Raw genomic sequence first — 16,029 nt, forward strand, 5'->3', positions numbered from 1 at the left:
TATCCTTGCTTAAGTGAATCTATACCATCCGGCGAAGACCGGCTGCAAATTCCAGTTCAGGACATTTGAATATGCAACACACAGACAATGTATGGCCCGTTTACGTTTCCCTTAACAAGGTGGAGAAACAGGTTGGACGCTGGAGCTCAGTCCAGTGGGAGTTGGGTGAAGTCGTCCCGGCTTCCTGTGAACAGCCGGAAGGCAGCAAGTTGGTGTTGCTGGAACTGCACCGCGATGAACGCGCCAGTTACCGACTGAACCTGGATCTGGATACGCCTCAGCTTTACCTGGTGTGCGATGAGTTGGTTGATGGCACCTGGGTGCCCGCGGCACTGTCCGCTTGCCAGAATGTCGCGGCCGGCGCGATGGAGGGGGACACCCCTGTGCTGAGCATGCCGATGCCAGATGCCGTTGCCTGTTGGATGGAAGCATTTATTACCCGTCACGGCGAAGTGGAGATTTGTGCCCATCGCCGTAAACACGTTAACCGCCGTAAGGAACTGGCTGCAGATCAGAGGCGCAAAAGTCTATGAGTGATAAACCAAGCGGTTTTTTCAGCCGCTGGCAGCAACGCCGTGAACAGGTAGCTGAAGAGGCCGAAAAGACGCAACTGCAGCAGGCTGAGGAGGAGCTTCAACAGGTCGTGCAAGAAGCTCAACCTGCTCAGAGCGAAGCCAGTTCCGAGACTGATACTCAGTCGGTTGAAGCGGCTGAAGATAAGGTACTAACGGCGGAAGACCTGCCCGATCCTGACAAAATCGAAGAGGGTGGCAGTTTTGCCGCCTTTATGGCCAAGAATGTCGACCCTTCAGCCAAAAAAGCCGCGCTGCGGGCGCTGTGGAAGCAGCCTCACTACAATGAGGTGTGCGGTATGGCTGAATACGCCCTGGACTACAGTAACCAGCCGCTGTTGTCGGCAGCCGACTCTGCTGATCTGGTGAAGAAAGTATTCCGCCGGGTTATCGAGAAAGAAGAGAAAGAGAGAGAAGAGCAGGAGCGCGCTGAACGCCTTGCTGCCCAGCAGGCCGAGTTGCCACAAAGTCCTGCTGATGAGACTCAGCCTCAGCCAGCCGCGCAAATTGAAGACAGTTTGCACGACTCACAGGAACTGGTGTCCCAGAATGTACCAGATGAGCCTTCAACTGTTGAAGTGACGGTTGGAAAAGGTCAGTTTAGTTAAGTTTATTGTCGAATATTTTGGTACGTCTATTGCTGCCTCACCCGATTGCAGTCGGAACGGCACCAACAATTAGAGACAGCCGAAAACTGTTCAGGAACGCAATGTGAGCTCAGAACAAATTAAGATGCACAGCCAGCCTCAACTGAAGCTGGCTCGCCAGAGTGTGATGGCGCAAACCCGGATCATTCAGAACCTGATCCCGCCTACCGTGAGTTATACGACTCAGGGTAATGTGCTGATCATAGGCCCTGAAGATTTAACCCGTCTGGCAGCGGCCCGACTGTCTGCCATGTCCAGCCTGGTAATTCTGGCCAACGACCCTATTACCTCTCAGGACGACGATCATCTGGAAAAGGTGATGAACGCCTGTCCTCAGGTGGAGAGCTACTACAACCATCTGCACGCTATCAAAGGTTTCCTGGGCCAGTTCCAGGTGCTGGTAGAAAACGAAGCTGCCGGTGGTGAAAAGACGGTTCAACTCAGTCAGGTTGCCATTCGCAAGCCACACTTCGATATCGTGCTGGACCTGAGTCTGGAGCCATGCCTGAATCTGGAAATGCTGCCTCCGGGGTACTTCTACGTGGGTCGTGATGACGCCAAGCTGGAAGATGCACTGGCGCAAATCCCGGATCTTATCGGTGAGTTCGACAAGCCCCGTTATGTCAAAGTGAACAGCGATATCTGTGCTCACTACCGTCATGGCATGAACGGTTGTAACCGCTGTCTGAACTTCTGTCCTGCTGACGCTATTGCCAGTGTCGACAATGTTATCGAAATCGACCCATACCTGTGCCACGGTGCCGGCAGCTGTACCAATGCCTGTCCGACCGGTGCGCTGAGCTACGACCTGCCTGCGCCTCAGTCTCTGCACAACTATCTGCAGAAGTTGGTCAGCCGCTATCTGGAGCAAGCTGGTGAAGCACCAGTCATTCTGTTCCACGATGAAAACGTACCGGCTGAGCTGGTGGGTGATGAGCTGCCGGGTGAAATCCTGCCGGTTGCGCTGGAAGAGATTACTGTTGCCGCTATCGACCACTGGATGTCTGTGCTGGCCTGGGGTGCCCGTCAGGTGTTGATTTACAACACTGAGGCGACTGCCCCTACCCTGACTCAAATGCTGGAAGGCGAAGTCTCACTGGCTAACACTATTCTGGATGAAATGGGTCAACCACAGCGTATTACCCTGGTGTCCGACATCCAGGCTGACGCTCTGTCTGCCACTTTGGATATCAGCTGTGACTGGCCTGTGACTGTACCGGGCTCATTCGCGGCGTCCGACAAACGCGCCACTCTGTATCTGGCCATTGACCACCTGAACAGTCAGGCGGCGGCTATCGATACCCAACTTAAGTTGGCCAATATTCCTTACGGCACAGTCAAGGTCGCTGCAGATAACTGCACCCTGTGTCTGAGCTGTGTGGCTACCTGTCCTACCCAGGCGCTGAAAGATGGCGGCGATGAGCCGGCGCTGCGCTTTGTGGAGCAGGACTGTGTGCAGTGTGGTCTGTGTGAGCAGGCCTGTCCTGAGAAAGTAATCAGCATTACGCCTCAGGTTAACTTCGACCGTGCTTCCCGTCAGGAACTGCGCGTACTGAAGGAAGAACCTCCTTTTGAATGTATCGTCTGTGGCACGCCTTTCGCGACCCAGTCTATGGTACATCGCATGCTGGATATGGTGGGCGAACACAGTGCCTTTAACGCCAATATCGAGCGTTTGAAAATGTGCGGCGATTGCCGTGTGAAAGACCTGTTTGAAGACATACTTCAAGACCCGGAAAAGCAACTGCGTTAAGAGTTTTTTATGACCGAATCAGTAAGAAATGTAAGCGAAAAAGATCAACTGCGTGCCGATATCTACCAGCTGATCGCTGCCTTGTTGCGTCGTACCCCTTCCGCAGAATTGCTGGATTTCCTGGCCAACCTTGAAGTTGATGCCGAGCAGGACAACGACATGACCAAAGCCTGGCTGGCGCTGAAGCTGGCCGCTGGCCAGTTCACCGAAGAGCAGCTGGAAGATGAGTACTTCGCCCTGTTCGTGGGTGTTGGCTGTGGTGAAATCCTGCCATACGGCAGCTGGTTTATGACTGGCTCGCTGATGGACAAGCCGTTGGCTCTGCTGCGTCAGGACCTGCTGCAACTGGGCTTTGCCCGCGAAGAAGATGTGAAAGAGCCTGAAGATCACGTGGCTGCCCTGTGTGAAGTGATGGGTACCCTGATCCTGGAAGCGCCTGGCTACCGCCAGCTGGCTTTCTACCAGCGCCACATGGCCAGCTGGATAGAGCGCTTTATTGAGAAGCTGAGCACCTCTCCAAGTGCGGCGTTTTACGCCACCGTGGGCCAGCTGTGTAAAGCCTTCTTCGATCTGGAAGCCATTGAATTTGAACAGCTGAGTCTGGACATTCCGGTGAACTGTCCGGGCAACGACGATATGCAATCTGCCGAAGAAGAAAAAGTGCAGGTTAACTGAGAGGGCATTTAGTCCTTTCACTGGGGTCGCCGGTACCAAGCGGTATCAGGATGTCGGCGGCATAGGCGGGGAGATGGATCTCCCCATTAACCGGGCTCAGGCCCTTGTATCAACCAGGAGACCTTATGAAGAAGCAAGCTTCCGGCATAAGTCGACGCCAGGCATTAAAAACTCTGGTCGTAGGCGGTGCAGCGGTGGCGGCATCATCCCATGTGGGTGAAGCCAAAGCTGAATCAGAAGAAGTCACCAAAGAAGTTAAAGGTGAAGGTTACAGAGAAACAGACCACATTCGCGCCTATTACGCGTCGCTGCAACAGTAACCAGTTGCACTTCACGTAGCCGTTCGGCTGCGAATGGCACAGTATCAGTTTTCCGCTGAGGCTGTGTTGCTAACATAGGAGGATGTGTGATGCGATTGACACGCACATCGAGCCAGGTAAAACCGGCTGATAAGCCAAGCCTGGGTCTCAACCGCCGTCAGTTCCTCAAGACGGCCGGTCTTTCTGCCGGTGGTGTTGCCGCTGCATCTGTGCTTGGCACAGGTATGATGCGCAAGGCACGCGCCGAGTTTATCCCCCACGACGCTCCCGTCGAAGTTAAAAAAACCATCTGTTCCCACTGTGCGGTCGGCTGCGGTATCTACGCCCATGTACAGGAAGGGGTATGGACCCATCAGGAACCTGCATTCGATCACCCCATTAACTCGGGCGGTCACTGTGCCAAAGGCGCAGCGGTGCGGGAAGTGGGTCACGGCGATAAGCGCCTTAAGTACCCTATGAAGAAAGAGGGTGGTAAGTGGAAGCGTATCTCGTGGGATGAAGCCATCAACGAAGTCAGTGCCATGGCACTGAAAATCCGCGAGGAGTCAGGTCCGGATTCCATATTCTTTATGGGCAGCGCCAAGTTCTCCAACGAACAGGCCTATCTGTACCGCAAGTTCGCGGCCATGTGGGGCACTAACAATGTCGACCACAGTGCCCGAATCTGCCACTCCACCACGGTAGCCGGGGTGGCCAACACCTGGGGCTATGGTGCGCAAACCAACTCCATCAATGATATGCGTAATGCCAAGTGCATGTTGTTTGTGGGTTCCAATCCATCCGAGGCACACCCTGTGGCCATGCAACATATCCTGGTGGGTAAGGAGCGCGGCGCCAAGGTGATTGTGGTGGATCCAAGATTTACCCATACCGCAGCCAAGGCTGATGAGTATGTGCATATCCGCCCGGGTACTGACATTCCCTTTATCTATGGTCTGCTGTGGCACATCTTTGATAACGGTTGGGAAGACAAGCAGTTCATTGCCGAGCGGGTTTACGGCATGGACAAAATCCGTGAAGAGGTCGCCAAGTTCCCGCCGGAAGTGGTGGAGAATGTGGCCGGGGTACCCAAAGATCAGATGTATCGGGTAGCCAAGACTCTGGCCGATAACCGTCCCGGGACCATCGTCTGGTGTATGGGTGGTACTCAGCACCATATGGGTAACTCCAACACCCGCAGTTACTGCATTCTGCAACTGGCGCTGGGTAACATGGGCGTGTCTGGAGGTGGGACCAATATCTTCCGTGGTCACGATAACGTACAGGGTGCCACCGACTTTGGTCTGCTGTTCGATACTCTGCCGGGGTACTACGGCCTGAAGACAGGCTCGTGGCAGCACTGGTGCCGGGTATGGGACATTGATTACGAGTGGGCCAAGTCCCGCTTCGACCAGGGCACATATCTGGGTCAGGTTCCCATGAACTCAACCGGTATTCCCTGCTCCCGCTGGCAGGATGGTGTGCTGGAAGATAAAGACAAGATCGCCCAGCGTGACAATATCCGTATGTCCTTCTTCTGGGGACAGTCGGTTAATACCGAAACCCGTGGTCCTGTGGTGCGCGAAGCTCTGAACAAGATGGACATGGTAGTGGTGGTTGACCCATATCCAACCATGGCTGGGGTGATGCCCGAGCGTCAGGATGGGGTGATTCTGCTGCCTGCGGCGACTCAGTTTGAAACCTATGGTTCAGTTTCTGCCAGTAACCGTTCACTGCAGTGGCGCTCCAAGGTGATTGAACCCTTGTTCGAGTGTAAGCCTGACCATGAAATCATGTATCTGCTGGCGCAGAAATTTGGTTTCGAAAAAGAGATGTTCAAGCATATCAAGGTCAATGGCACCGAGCCTTTGATTGAGGATATTACCCGCGAGTTCAACAAAGGCATGTGGACCGTTGGCTACACAGGCCAGAGTCCTGAACGCCTTAAGTTGCATCAGGAAAACTGGGGCACCTTCAACGTCGATACCATGGAAGCCGCTGGTGGTCCCTGTGAAGGAGAAACCTATGGTCTGCCATGGCCATGTTGGGGAACGCCGGAAATGAAACATCCGGGGACTCAGATCCTGTATCGTACCGACCGTGAAGTACGTAACGGTGGCGGTACCTTCCGGGCCCGTTATGGTGTTGAGCACGATGGTGTGAACATTCTGGCAGAAGATTCCTGGTCCAAGGGCAGTGCCATCGAAGATGGTTACCCTGAGTTCACCGACAAGATGCTCAAGCAACTTGGCTGGTGGGATCAACTGACTCCGGAAGAGCAGGTGGCGGCAGAGGGCAGAAACTGGAAGACCGACCTGTCAGGTGGTATCCAGCGGGTAGCCATTGCCAACAACTGTATTCCATTTGGTAACGCCAAGGCCCGCTGTATTGTCTGGACCTTCCCCGACGATATCCCTATCCACCGTGAACCCCTGTATACCCCGCGCCGGGATCTGGTACCTATCTATCCCACCTATGAGGACAGAATGGTGGCCCGTCTGCCGACCCTGTACAAGTCAATCCAGCAGCAGGACTTTGCCAAGAAGTTCCCACTGGTGCTGACTTCAGGCCGATTGGTGGAGTACGAAGGTGGTGGTGAAGAGACCCGCTCCAACCCCTGGCTGGCACAGTTGCAGCGCGAAATGTATGTGGAGATCAATCCACAGGATGCGGACGACCGCGGCATTCGCGACGGTGACAATGTGAAGCTGTTCAGCCCGGACGGTGCCACTATTGAGATTAAAGCTATGGTCACTCCAAGGGTGATCCCGGGTGAAACCTTTATGCCATTCCATTTCGCCGGTGTATTCGAAATGAAGAGTCTGGCAGGGGATTACCCACCCGGCACTGAGCCGTTCGTAATCGGGGAGTCAGCCAATACCGCCATGACCTATGGTTATGACGTGGTGACTCAGATGCAGGAAACCAAGGCGACGCTTTGTCAGATCGCCAAGGCCTGACACTTGATGAGGAGAAACTTATGGCAGTCATGAAATTCTTATGTGACACCAAACGCTGCATCGAGTGTAACGGCTGTGTCACTGCATGTTCCAACTCAAACTCGGAGGCGCTGACCTTCGGCACCATGCGGCGCAGAGTCGTCACCCTGCACGACGGTGAACCCGGTGAGGCATCCATTTCCGTAGCCTGTATGCATTGCAGCGACGCACCCTGTAAGGCTGTGTGTCCTGCCAACTGCTTCTACACCACGGACGATGGCATAGTGCTGCACAACAAGGAAACCTGCATTGGTTGCGGTTATTGCTTCTATGCATGTCCCTTCGGTGCACCACAGTTTCCGAAGAAAACCGCCTTCGGCTCACGCGGCAAAATGGACAAATGTACCTATTGCGCCGGCGGCCCAGTTCCGGATTTCTCGGAGGAGGAGCAACGTCTTTACGGTGCCAACCGCATCGCCGAAGGCAAGCTGCCCCTGTGTGCCGAAATGTGCTCCACCAAGGCGCTGTTGGCCGGTGATGCAGAGGTGATTTCCAGTATCTACCGTGCCCGTGTTGCTGCCCGCAGCAATCCGGACACCATATGGGGATATGTACCGGAAACCGGTAACTGATCTGGAGGGCAAAAACATGATTAGACAATGCTTGCATCGTCTGCTGCTGCCCTTGATCTTGTGTTTGCTGGCGGTCAATCCGGCGCTTGCGTCGGATGAGCAGCAACAGCAGGAAGCTGCGTTAATGGCTCAACAACAGAAAGTGTTGGCCGGTGAACAGCAGCAATTGAGTCAGTTACAGGCACAACCTCAGGCCAGCGACGCCGACCTTTGGCGCGCCGTTCGTGCCGGTGATGCCGGTTACACGGTGGCGCCCGGGGCAGAGTCGGGACGCCTGATCAATGCCGTGGGGCAGGAGGGCAGGTTAATCCGCGATCAGTATGTCATTCCCACATTGGGTGCCATGCTGGTGGGGGTATTTGCCCTGTTCCTGTTGTTCTACCTGATCAATGGGCCAGCCCGTTTAACCAAGGGCTTTTCCGGCAAGATGGTTCGTCGTTGGAGCAGTGCCGATATGTTGCTGCACTGGCTGATGGCTATCTCCTGTCTGCTGCTGATGATCACCGGGCTGATTATTGCCTGGGGACGTCATGCACTGGAGGGCTGGATGTCAGCGGATGTCTGGGCCGGGTTGATTTATGGCAGTAAGACGCTGCACGACTGGACAGGACCTGTGTTTATTGTGTCCTGGGCGCTGTGCATCCTTAAGTGGATGCCGCTGCAGATGTTTAAACGCTATGACTTCAACTGGTTTATGACCGCGGGGGGCTATGTTCACTTCGGTCCATTCAAAGGGAAGCACCCGGAAAGCGGTTTTGCCAACGCCGGTGAAAAACTCTGGTTCTGGACCCTGGCACTGTTTGGCCTGTTTATCTCGGTAACCGGGGTGATGCTGGTGCTGCCGGATCTGGTGATCACCAGGGAGAACTCCTTTGTTGCCCTGATCATCCACGGTTTCAGTGCCGCTATTCTAATTGGCTTCACCATAGTTCATATCTGGATGGCGACCGCCCTCAGTGAAGGTGGTCTGGAGTCCATGGTATCCGGCTATTGTGATGAGAACTGGGCGATCCAGCACCACAACATCTGGTACGACGAAATCAAGGCCGACGGCTCTTTAGAGTATAAAACCTGATGTCTGAAGGCCCAGTTCTGCTGGGCCTTTTACAACCACAGGCACCACAACATCTGGTATGACGAAATCAAGGCCGACGGCTCGTTGGAGTATAAACCCGGAACCTGAAATCTTGATGATGCACGTTCATAACAATGAACGGTCACCCAAAGCCCGCCCAAAGGCGGGCTTTTTTATTGTCTGCACAGAGAGTTTATCTGTCGCCAAAATTACCCAACTCTCTGACTTGTCAGCGCTTCTGTTATCTGTTCTGATTGATCGAATAATAAGCAGATATAAACTGGTTAGATAATCGATTAAGGATAGGTTTATGCTGAAAACCACACTTGAGCAGTGGCGTATGTTCCGTTCAGTGGCCGAGTATGGCGGTTTTAATCAGGCGGGACAGGAGGTGCACAAGAGTCAGTCCAGTATCTATAACGCGGTGCAAAAACTGGAAAACTCCCTGGGCGTCAAACTGCTGGAGGTGAAAGGGCGGCGTACCCACCTGACCGAGGCGGGCGAGCTGATGTTACGCCGGGCCAACTATCTGCTGGATGAAGCGGCCAAGCTGGAATCGATTGCTCAGGAGGTGGGCAAAGGCTGTGAAACCAAGCTGCGTATCGCAGTGGATGAGATATTCCCCCAGGATTTTCTGTACCGGGTGCTGGACAAGGTGTCACAGGAGTTTCCCATGCTCAATATTGAGTTGCAGGAGTCGGTATTGACCGGTGCCAGTGAACTGCTGGCGCAGGAGAAGGTAGATCTGGCTATCTCTCCATTTATCGAGCACAGGGGGTTCAGTGAAGAGTTATGCCTGGTGGAGTTTGTTGCCGTGGCGCACCCGGATCATCCGCTGCATCATTGTGACAGGCCGCTGACCTTTGATTGTTTGCGCAGCCACAGACAGATAGTGGTACGCGACTCTGCCATGGGCCAGGGTCAGGACTCAGGCTGGCTCGGAGCCGACTCTCGCTGGACCGTATCCCATATTCGCACTTCGGTGGAGATGATCAGTCGCGGGCTGGGTTACGCCTTTCTGCCCATTACCGCGATTACCGAGCAACTTAATCAGGGGTTACTCAAGCCTTTACCTCTGGGGTCGGCGGGGCGACGCAAAGGTCAGTTGTATCTGATGTTCAATGATGGCGACATGCTGGGGCCTGCGGCCAGAACCCTGATGGCTGAAATCAGGTTCCAGAGCGAGCAGATATCAGTCATTCAATATCCCCGCACGGCGAGCGAATGAGATCTGTGTGACCCCGGCAACGCCTGGATTGTGAGCCAGGTCATGCTTTTGCCGGATTATGTCAACACCCATCACGGTTAAATTCGTTTTTGACGAATATATTGCGCGAAATTTGCTCATTTCTGTTCTTTGTCCCCTGTCCTAGACTGGCGTTATTCAGTTTGAGACAGGAGCATCACTATGACTGCAGCATCCAACATTCTCTATGTGCGTCGTGCCAACGAGCGGGGCAGCGTCAATCTCGGCTGGCTGGAGAGCAACCACAGTTTTTCCTTCGGTCAATACTATGACCCAAAGTACATGGGGGTTTCTGTGCTGCGGGTGATCAATGATGACTGGGTTAAACCGGGAGCCGGTTTTGACACCCATGGTCACAGGGATATGGAGATAATCACCTATATGCTTGAAGGGGCGCTCAAACATAAAGACAGCATGGGTAACGAGTTCACCGTGTGTGCCGGTGAAGTACAGCGCATGAGCGCCGGCAGTGGTATCACCCACTCGGAGTTCAATGCTTCTGACAGCGAGCCTGTGCACCTGTTACAGATCTGGATTCAGCCTAAAGCCCGTGGCATTGCGCCTGGATACCAGCAGGCGCGCATCCGCCAAAGTGGCGCGCTGACGCCACTTGTGACCCCTGATGGCGTGGATGGCTCAGTGACTATGCATCAGGATGCCAGTCTGTCGAGGCTGGTGCTTGGGGCGGGGGAGTCGATCCAGCTTAGCAGTCGTGGCGGACCGGCCTATTTGCATCTGATCTCAGGTGAGCTACAGGCTGGAGGCCTGAATCTTACTGATGGTGACGCTGTGGCGATTGCAGCCGACACGGCACTGACCCTGACCGCAGATAGCCAGACACAAGCACTGTGGTTTGAGCTGCCAGCGACCCATTGAGCCCCGTATCTGAATGACAAATACGGATAGTTTTCACTACCGCTTTTCCTCTCCCTGTATTGCTTTTCTTCCGTGACCTTTCCCCCTGTTCAACCTGATTCAGGGGGCTTTTTCTATTTTCATTTTCCGCAATTGTTAATGGCTTGTTTTGGCCGAATTTTGCGCGTGCACGCGCGTATCACCAGTGCGGGATTTGAAAGTGTGATCCGCTTGGCAAAACGCTGATATTTAAGCGTGTTTTAAGATTAACTTTTGGGCTGGGATCAATACTCGTCCGACCTTTTCTTTTATATTTGCCCCGCAATATTTGGAAGTGCTTCTTCCATCTAGAGTTTTTACTTGTTTGCAACATTTGAGAGTGGAACAGGCAGGTAGATTATCCCCGGCTCAGGGGAGAGTACTGAGCCATTTCTATCAGGAGCAAAAATGAAAAAGCAACAGCCAGATCTGAGCCGCAGATCTTTGCTGAAGACCCTGACTGTCGGCAGCGCGGCCACCGCCGTGGTAGCTGCTTCCGGAATCAGTGTCGCTCACGCAAAAGAAGGCAACGCGGTATCCAAGCAAAACAAAGATGGTTACCACGAAACTGCGCACATCCGTGCTTACTACAACAGCCTGCGCAGCTAATCAGGAGATAATCAGCGATGAAATTAACTCGCAAGTCTAATGTCGCCCCAGTGGCTGACAAACCAGCACTGGGTATCAGCCGTCGTCAGTTTATGAAGCACGCTGGTATCGCTACCGGTGGTATCGCCGCTGCCTCTCTGATGGGCACTGGCATGATGCGTCGCGCTGAAGCTGCTGACGTACCATACGATGCACCAATCGAAATCAAGCGCACCATCTGTTCTGCCTGTGCGGTAGGTTGTGGTCTGTACGCTGAAGTACAGAACGGTGTTTGGACTGGTCAGGAACCAGCTTTCGATCACCCATTCAACGCCGGTGGTCACTGTGCCAAAGGTGCTGCTCTGCGTGAACACGGTCACGGTGAGAAGCGTCTGAAGTACCCAATGAAGCTTGTTGATGGCAAGTGGAAGAAAATCTCCTGGGATCAGGCGATCAACGAAGTTGGCGACAAAATGCTGGAAATCCGCAAGGAATCCGGTCCTGACTCCGTATACTTCATGGGCTCTGCCAAGTTCTCCAACGAAGGTTGTTACTCCTACCGTAAGCTGGCAGCTATGTGGGGTACCAACAACGTCGACCACTCAGCTCGTATCTGTCACTCTACCACTGTAGCCGGTGTAGCAAACACCTGGGGTTACGGTGCGCAAACCAACTCTTTCAACGACATTCAGAACGCCAATGCGATTTTCTTCATTGGTGCCAACCCTGCTGAAGCCCACCCGGTTTCCATGCAGCACATTCTGATCGCCAAAGAGAAGAACAACGCCAAGATCATCGTAGTTGACCCTCGTTACACCCGTACCGCGGCTCACTCTGATCTGCACTGTGCTATCCGTCCAGGTACCGACATTCCGTTTATCTACGGTATGCTGTGGCACATCTTCGAAAACGGCTGGGAAGACAAGACTTTCATCGAGCAGCGTACCTACGCTATGGATGAAATCCGTGCCGAAGCCAAGAAGTTCCCTCCTAAAGAAGTCGCTGACGTTTGTGGCGTATCTGAAGACGTGATCTATCAGGCAGCCAAACTGATGGCTGAAAACCGTCCTGGCACCGTAGTTTGGTGTATGGGTGGTACCCAGCACCACGTAGGTAACGCCAACACCCGTGCATACTGCTTGCTGCAGCTGGCTCTGGGTAACATGGGTGTTTCCGGTGGTGGTACCAACATTTTCCGTGGTCACGACAACGTACAGGGCGCAACCGACCTGGGTCTGCTGTTCGACAACCTGCCTGGTTACTACGGTCTGACCTCTGCTGCATGGCAGCACTGGACCAATGTTTGGGAACTGGACATGGAATGGGTTAAAGGCCGTTTCGACCACGGTACTTACCTGGGTCGTGAGCCAATGACCACTCCTGGTATTCCTTGCTCCCGTTGGCACGACGGCGTGCTGCTGGAAAAAGACAAACTGGCTCAGAAAGACAACATCCGTCTGGCGTTCTTCTGGGGTCAGTCTGTAAACACTGAAACCCGTCAGGCTGAAGTGCGTGATGCACTGGACAAGATGGACACAGTAGTAGTTGTTGACCCATTCCCAACTATGGCTGGTGTAATGCACCGTCGTAAGAATGGCGTATACCTGCTGCCAGCTTGTACTCAGTTTGAAGCTTCCGGTGCTATCTCTAACTCAGGCCGTTCTATCCAGTGGCGTGAGCAGGTTGTTCAGCCTCTGTTTGAGTCCAAGAACGACATCGAGATCATGTACCTGCTGGCCAAGAAGGTAGGCATTGCCGACCAGTGGGCCAAGCGTTGGGAAATCAAAGACGGCAAGCCAGTTACTGAAGATATCTCCCGCGAAATCAACCGTGGTATGTGGACTATCGGTTACACCGGTCAGAGCCCTGAGCGTATCAAGCAGCACACCATGAACTGGGGCACTTTCTCCAACAAGACTCTGGAAGCTGAAGGTGGCCCATGTAAGGGTGAAACCTACGGTCTGCCTTGGCCATGTTGGGGTACTCCTGAGCAGAAGCACCCAGGCACCCAGATCCTGTACAACACGCACAAGCACGTTAAAGACGGTGGCGGTAACTTCCGTGCCCGTTACGGTGTTGAGCACAACGGTCAGAACATCCTGGCTGAAGGTTCATTCTCCAAGGGTTGTGAGCTGGAAGACGGCTTCCCTGAATTCACTGACAAGATGCTGAAGCAGCTGGGTTGGTGGGACGAGCTGACTGCTGAAGAGAAAGCTTCTGCAGAAGGTAAGAACTGGAAGACTGACCTGTCTGGCGGCATCGTACGCGTTGCTGTTAAGCACGGTTGTATCCCATTCGGTAATGCTAAAGCGCGTTGTATCGTTTGGACCTTCCCAGATCAGTTCCCAGTGCACCGCGAGCCTCTGTATACCTCTCGTCGTGACCTGATCGCCAAGTACCCAACCTACGCTGACATGCAGGTACACCGTCTGCCGACGCTGTACAAGTCTATTCAGGACAAGGTTATCACCGACAACCTGGACAAGAAGTACCCACTGGTACTGACTTCCGGTCGTCTGGTTGAGTACGAAGGTGGTGGTGAAGAATCACGTTCTAACCCATGGCTGGCTGAACTGCAGCAGGAAATGTTCGTTGAAATCCACCCAGCTGATGCTGCTGATCGCGGTCTGCGTGATGGCGAAATGGTATGGCTGGAAGGCGCTGAAGGCGGCCGCATCAAGGTGATGGCAATGGTAACTCCACGTGTACCTAAGGGTATTACCTGGATGCCTTACCACTTTGCCGGTGTGATGCATGGTGAAAGCCTGGAGCCTAACTATCCGGAAGGTACCGTACCTTACGTATTGGGCGAATCCTGTAACACTGCTCTGACCTATGGTTATGACCCAGTGACCCAGATGCAGGAAACCAAAGCTTCTCTGTGTCAGATCGAAAAGGCCTAATGCAGCTTAATTCAGGAGATATGCCAATATGGCTACATTGAAATTTTTGTGTGACACCAAGCGCTGCATCGAATGTAACGGCTGTGTCACTGCTTGTAAGAACGAAAACGCCTCCGCTCTGGAGTGGGGTATTAACCGTCGCCGCGTAGTTACCATCAATGATGGTAAGCAAGGCGAAGCTTCTATCTCTGTTGCTTGTATGCACTGTGACGACGCGCCTTGTATGGCTGTTTGTCCAGCTAACTGCTTCTACAAGACTGAAGATGGTCTGGTCCTGCACAACAAAGATACCTGTATCGGTTGTGGCTACTGCCTGTACGCGTGCCCATTCGGCGCGCCTCAGTTCCCTAAGAGCGGTGCCTTCGGTGCTCGCGGCAAGATGGACAAGTGTACCTTCTGTGCCGGTGGCCCTGAAGAGAACCACTCTGAAGCTGAGATGAAGAAGTACGGTTCTAACCGTATTGCTGAAGGCAAGCTGCCAATGTGTGCTGAACTGTGTGCTACCAAGTCTCTGCTGGCTGGTGATGCAGATGTTGTATCTGCAATCTTCCGCGAGCGTGTGGCTTACCGTGGTGCCAAGAACGCAGCCTGGGGTTAATTCCCGGGTTTAAAGGACAATCCATCTACTGCTCCGGCTTGCCGGGGCAGTCAATGAGGATAGATTATGAACAAACTGTTCAAACACTTGGGTGTAGCATTCGCACTGCTGTTCAGTGCTGTTTGCTTCGCCAATGGTGGTGAGCAGGCGGTTGCACAGGCTTCAGATGCTCAGATGTGGGCACAACTGAAAGACGGTGCAGTCGGCTACACTGCCTCCAAGAGCGAGTTCCACGGACAGGCGATCAACACCTATGATCTGCGTGTACTGGATCTGCGTGCCGACTGGCTGGCGCCAGCTCTGATGGCTGCGCTGTTCGGTATGATTGCCATCTTTATCGTTTTCATCAAAATTAACGGTATCTCCAAATTGCACCACGGTTTCTCCGGCAAGATGGTTTACCGTTGGTCCAAAGCTGACGTGGCTATCCACTGGTTGGGTGCCATCCCATGTCTGCTGTTGATCCTGACTGGTCTGGTTCTGCTGGCTGGTCGTTTCTTCATACAGCCATACCTGGGTGAAGGCGTTTGGGCTGGCCTGGTGAATGGTGCCAAGCAGGTACACGACGTACTGGCTATCCCATTCATGATTGGCTGGTTGCTGATGACTGTACTGTGGGCTAAAAACCAGATGCCAAAGATGTATGACATCAAATGGTTCATGGTAGTTGGTGGTTACATCAACTTCGGTCCATTCAAAGGTAAGCACCCTGACGCAGGTTTCGCCAACGCTGGTGAAAAACTGTGGTTCTGGGCCTTCGCTATCTTTGGTCTGGTGATCTCTGTATCCGGTATGCTGCTGCTGTTCCCGAACCTGTTCGAACCAAGCCGCAACCTGAGCCTGCTGGCACTGATTCTGCACGGCGTATCTGCCATCATTATCTGTGCTTTCTCTATCGTTCACATCTTCATGGCAACTGCTATGTCTGAGGGCGGTATGGAGTGTATGGTTTCCGGCTACTGTGACGAGAACTGGGCTACCCAGCATCACAACCTGTGGTTTGATGAAATCAAAGCTAATGGTACTTTGAAGTACAAAGAGTAAGTCTTCGACTTAACTTTTAAGTACTGAAAAAACCCCGCTGACGCGGGGTTTTTTATTGCCTGTCGGCAATGGGGACTTGGTGTTTCTGCTGACGTCAGCCATAGATTGATCATGCTGCGCATGCTGTTGGGTTGATCAGCCAAGCTTCGCTTGTAAAAGTCAAC

General features: G+C 53.4%; 14 protein-coding genes. All 14 read left to right on the forward strand.

What is annotated here, in order from left to right; all coding sequences use genetic code 11:
* Nucleotides 1-71: 71 nt before the first annotated feature.
* Nucleotides 72-533, forward strand: coding sequence for a DUF3305 domain-containing protein (locus L2725_RS20415; protein ID WP_115139111.1), 462 nt, complete (start codon nt 72-74; stop codon nt 531-533).
* A complete protein-coding gene (locus tag L2725_RS20420) occupies nt 530-1,180 on the forward strand; it encodes a DUF3306 domain-containing protein (RefSeq protein ID WP_249250662.1) in 651 nt (216 codons plus the stop codon). The genes L2725_RS20415 and L2725_RS20420 overlap by 4 nt, the downstream gene beginning before the upstream one ends.
* Before the next feature lie 124 nt (nt 1,181-1,304).
* Nucleotides 1,305-2,972, forward strand: coding sequence for a 4Fe-4S binding protein (locus L2725_RS20425; RefSeq protein ID WP_249250721.1), 1,668 nt, complete (start codon nt 1,305-1,307; stop codon nt 2,970-2,972).
* A 9-nt stretch (nt 2,973-2,981) separates the two neighbouring features.
* Complete coding sequence (locus L2725_RS20430) at nt 2,982-3,647, forward strand: TorD/DmsD family molecular chaperone (protein ID WP_249250664.1); 666 nt, start codon at nt 2,982-2,984, stop codon at nt 3,645-3,647.
* Nucleotides 3,648-3,772: 125 nt separating this feature from the next.
* A complete protein-coding gene (locus L2725_RS20435; RefSeq protein WP_115139108.1) occupies nt 3,773-3,967 on the forward strand; it encodes a twin-arginine translocation signal domain-containing protein in 195 nt (64 codons plus the stop codon).
* An 89-nt stretch (nt 3,968-4,056) separates the two neighbouring features.
* The gene (locus L2725_RS20440; protein ID WP_249250665.1) at nt 4,057-6,906 is read left to right on the forward strand and encodes a molybdopterin-dependent oxidoreductase; all 2,850 of its coding nucleotides are present in this window, start codon (nt 4,057-4,059) and stop codon (nt 6,904-6,906) included.
* Nucleotides 6,907-6,926: 20 nt separating this feature from the next.
* Nucleotides 6,927-7,517, forward strand: coding sequence for a formate dehydrogenase FDH3 subunit beta (fdh3B, locus tag L2725_RS20445; protein ID WP_249250666.1), 591 nt, complete (start codon nt 6,927-6,929; stop codon nt 7,515-7,517).
* Nucleotides 7,518-7,641: 124 nt separating this feature from the next.
* Nucleotides 7,642-8,592, forward strand: coding sequence for a formate dehydrogenase subunit gamma (locus tag L2725_RS20450; protein WP_249250722.1), 951 nt, complete (start codon nt 7,642-7,644; stop codon nt 8,590-8,592).
* Nucleotides 8,593-8,902: 310 nt separating this feature from the next.
* On the forward strand, nt 8,903-9,820 hold the full coding sequence (locus L2725_RS20455) for a LysR family transcriptional regulator (protein ID WP_249250667.1): 918 nt from the start codon (nt 8,903-8,905) through the stop codon (nt 9,818-9,820).
* Between the two features lie 198 nt (nt 9,821-10,018).
* Nucleotides 10,019-10,714: a pirin family protein gene (locus L2725_RS20460; RefSeq protein ID WP_249250723.1), complete on the forward strand. Its 696-nt coding sequence runs from the start codon at nt 10,019-10,021 to the stop codon at nt 10,712-10,714.
* Between the two features lie 426 nt (nt 10,715-11,140).
* Nucleotides 11,141-11,341, forward strand: coding sequence for a twin-arginine translocation signal domain-containing protein (locus tag L2725_RS20465; protein ID WP_115139105.1), 201 nt, complete (start codon nt 11,141-11,143; stop codon nt 11,339-11,341).
* Between the two features lie 17 nt (nt 11,342-11,358).
* On the forward strand, nt 11,359-14,223 hold the full coding sequence (locus L2725_RS20470) for a molybdopterin-dependent oxidoreductase (RefSeq protein ID WP_249250668.1): 2,865 nt from the start codon (nt 11,359-11,361) through the stop codon (nt 14,221-14,223).
* A 28-nt stretch (nt 14,224-14,251) separates the two neighbouring features.
* Nucleotides 14,252-14,821, forward strand: a complete 570-nt coding sequence (fdh3B, locus tag L2725_RS20475; RefSeq protein ID WP_248937506.1) for a formate dehydrogenase FDH3 subunit beta — start codon at nt 14,252-14,254, stop codon at nt 14,819-14,821.
* Between the two features lie 66 nt (nt 14,822-14,887).
* A complete protein-coding gene (locus tag L2725_RS20480) occupies nt 14,888-15,865 on the forward strand; it encodes a formate dehydrogenase subunit gamma (RefSeq protein WP_249250669.1) in 978 nt (325 codons plus the stop codon).
* Nucleotides 15,866-16,029: the final 164 nt, after the last annotated feature.

It is taken from the genome of Shewanella corallii, assembly GCF_023349125.1.
In the GTDB taxonomy this organism is placed as follows: domain Bacteria; phylum Pseudomonadota; class Gammaproteobacteria; order Enterobacterales; family Shewanellaceae; genus Shewanella; species Shewanella corallii.

Coding starts and splice junctions, on each gene's coding strand:
- L2725_RS20415 (WP_115139111.1), top strand. CDS start 72: ATGCAACACACAGACAATGTATGGCCCGTTTACGTTTCCCTTAACAAG.
- L2725_RS20420 (WP_249250662.1), top strand. CDS start 530: ATGAGTGATAAACCAAGCGGTTTTTTCAGCCGCTGGCAGCAACGCCGT.
- L2725_RS20425 (WP_249250721.1), top strand. CDS start 1,305: ATGCACAGCCAGCCTCAACTGAAGCTGGCTCGCCAGAGTGTGATGGCG.
- L2725_RS20430 (WP_249250664.1), top strand. CDS start 2,982: ATGACCGAATCAGTAAGAAATGTAAGCGAAAAAGATCAACTGCGTGCC.
- L2725_RS20435 (WP_115139108.1), top strand. CDS start 3,773: ATGAAGAAGCAAGCTTCCGGCATAAGTCGACGCCAGGCATTAAAAACT.
- L2725_RS20440 (WP_249250665.1), top strand. CDS start 4,057: ATGCGATTGACACGCACATCGAGCCAGGTAAAACCGGCTGATAAGCCA.
- fdh3B (WP_249250666.1), top strand. CDS start 6,927: ATGGCAGTCATGAAATTCTTATGTGACACCAAACGCTGCATCGAGTGT.
- L2725_RS20450 (WP_249250722.1), top strand. CDS start 7,642: ATGGCTCAACAACAGAAAGTGTTGGCCGGTGAACAGCAGCAATTGAGT.
- L2725_RS20455 (WP_249250667.1), top strand. CDS start 8,903: ATGCTGAAAACCACACTTGAGCAGTGGCGTATGTTCCGTTCAGTGGCC.
- L2725_RS20465 (WP_115139105.1), top strand. CDS start 11,141: ATGAAAAAGCAACAGCCAGATCTGAGCCGCAGATCTTTGCTGAAGACC.
- L2725_RS20470 (WP_249250668.1), top strand. CDS start 11,359: ATGAAATTAACTCGCAAGTCTAATGTCGCCCCAGTGGCTGACAAACCA.
- fdh3B (WP_248937506.1), top strand. CDS start 14,252: ATGGCTACATTGAAATTTTTGTGTGACACCAAGCGCTGCATCGAATGT.
- L2725_RS20480 (WP_249250669.1), top strand. CDS start 14,888: ATGAACAAACTGTTCAAACACTTGGGTGTAGCATTCGCACTGCTGTTC.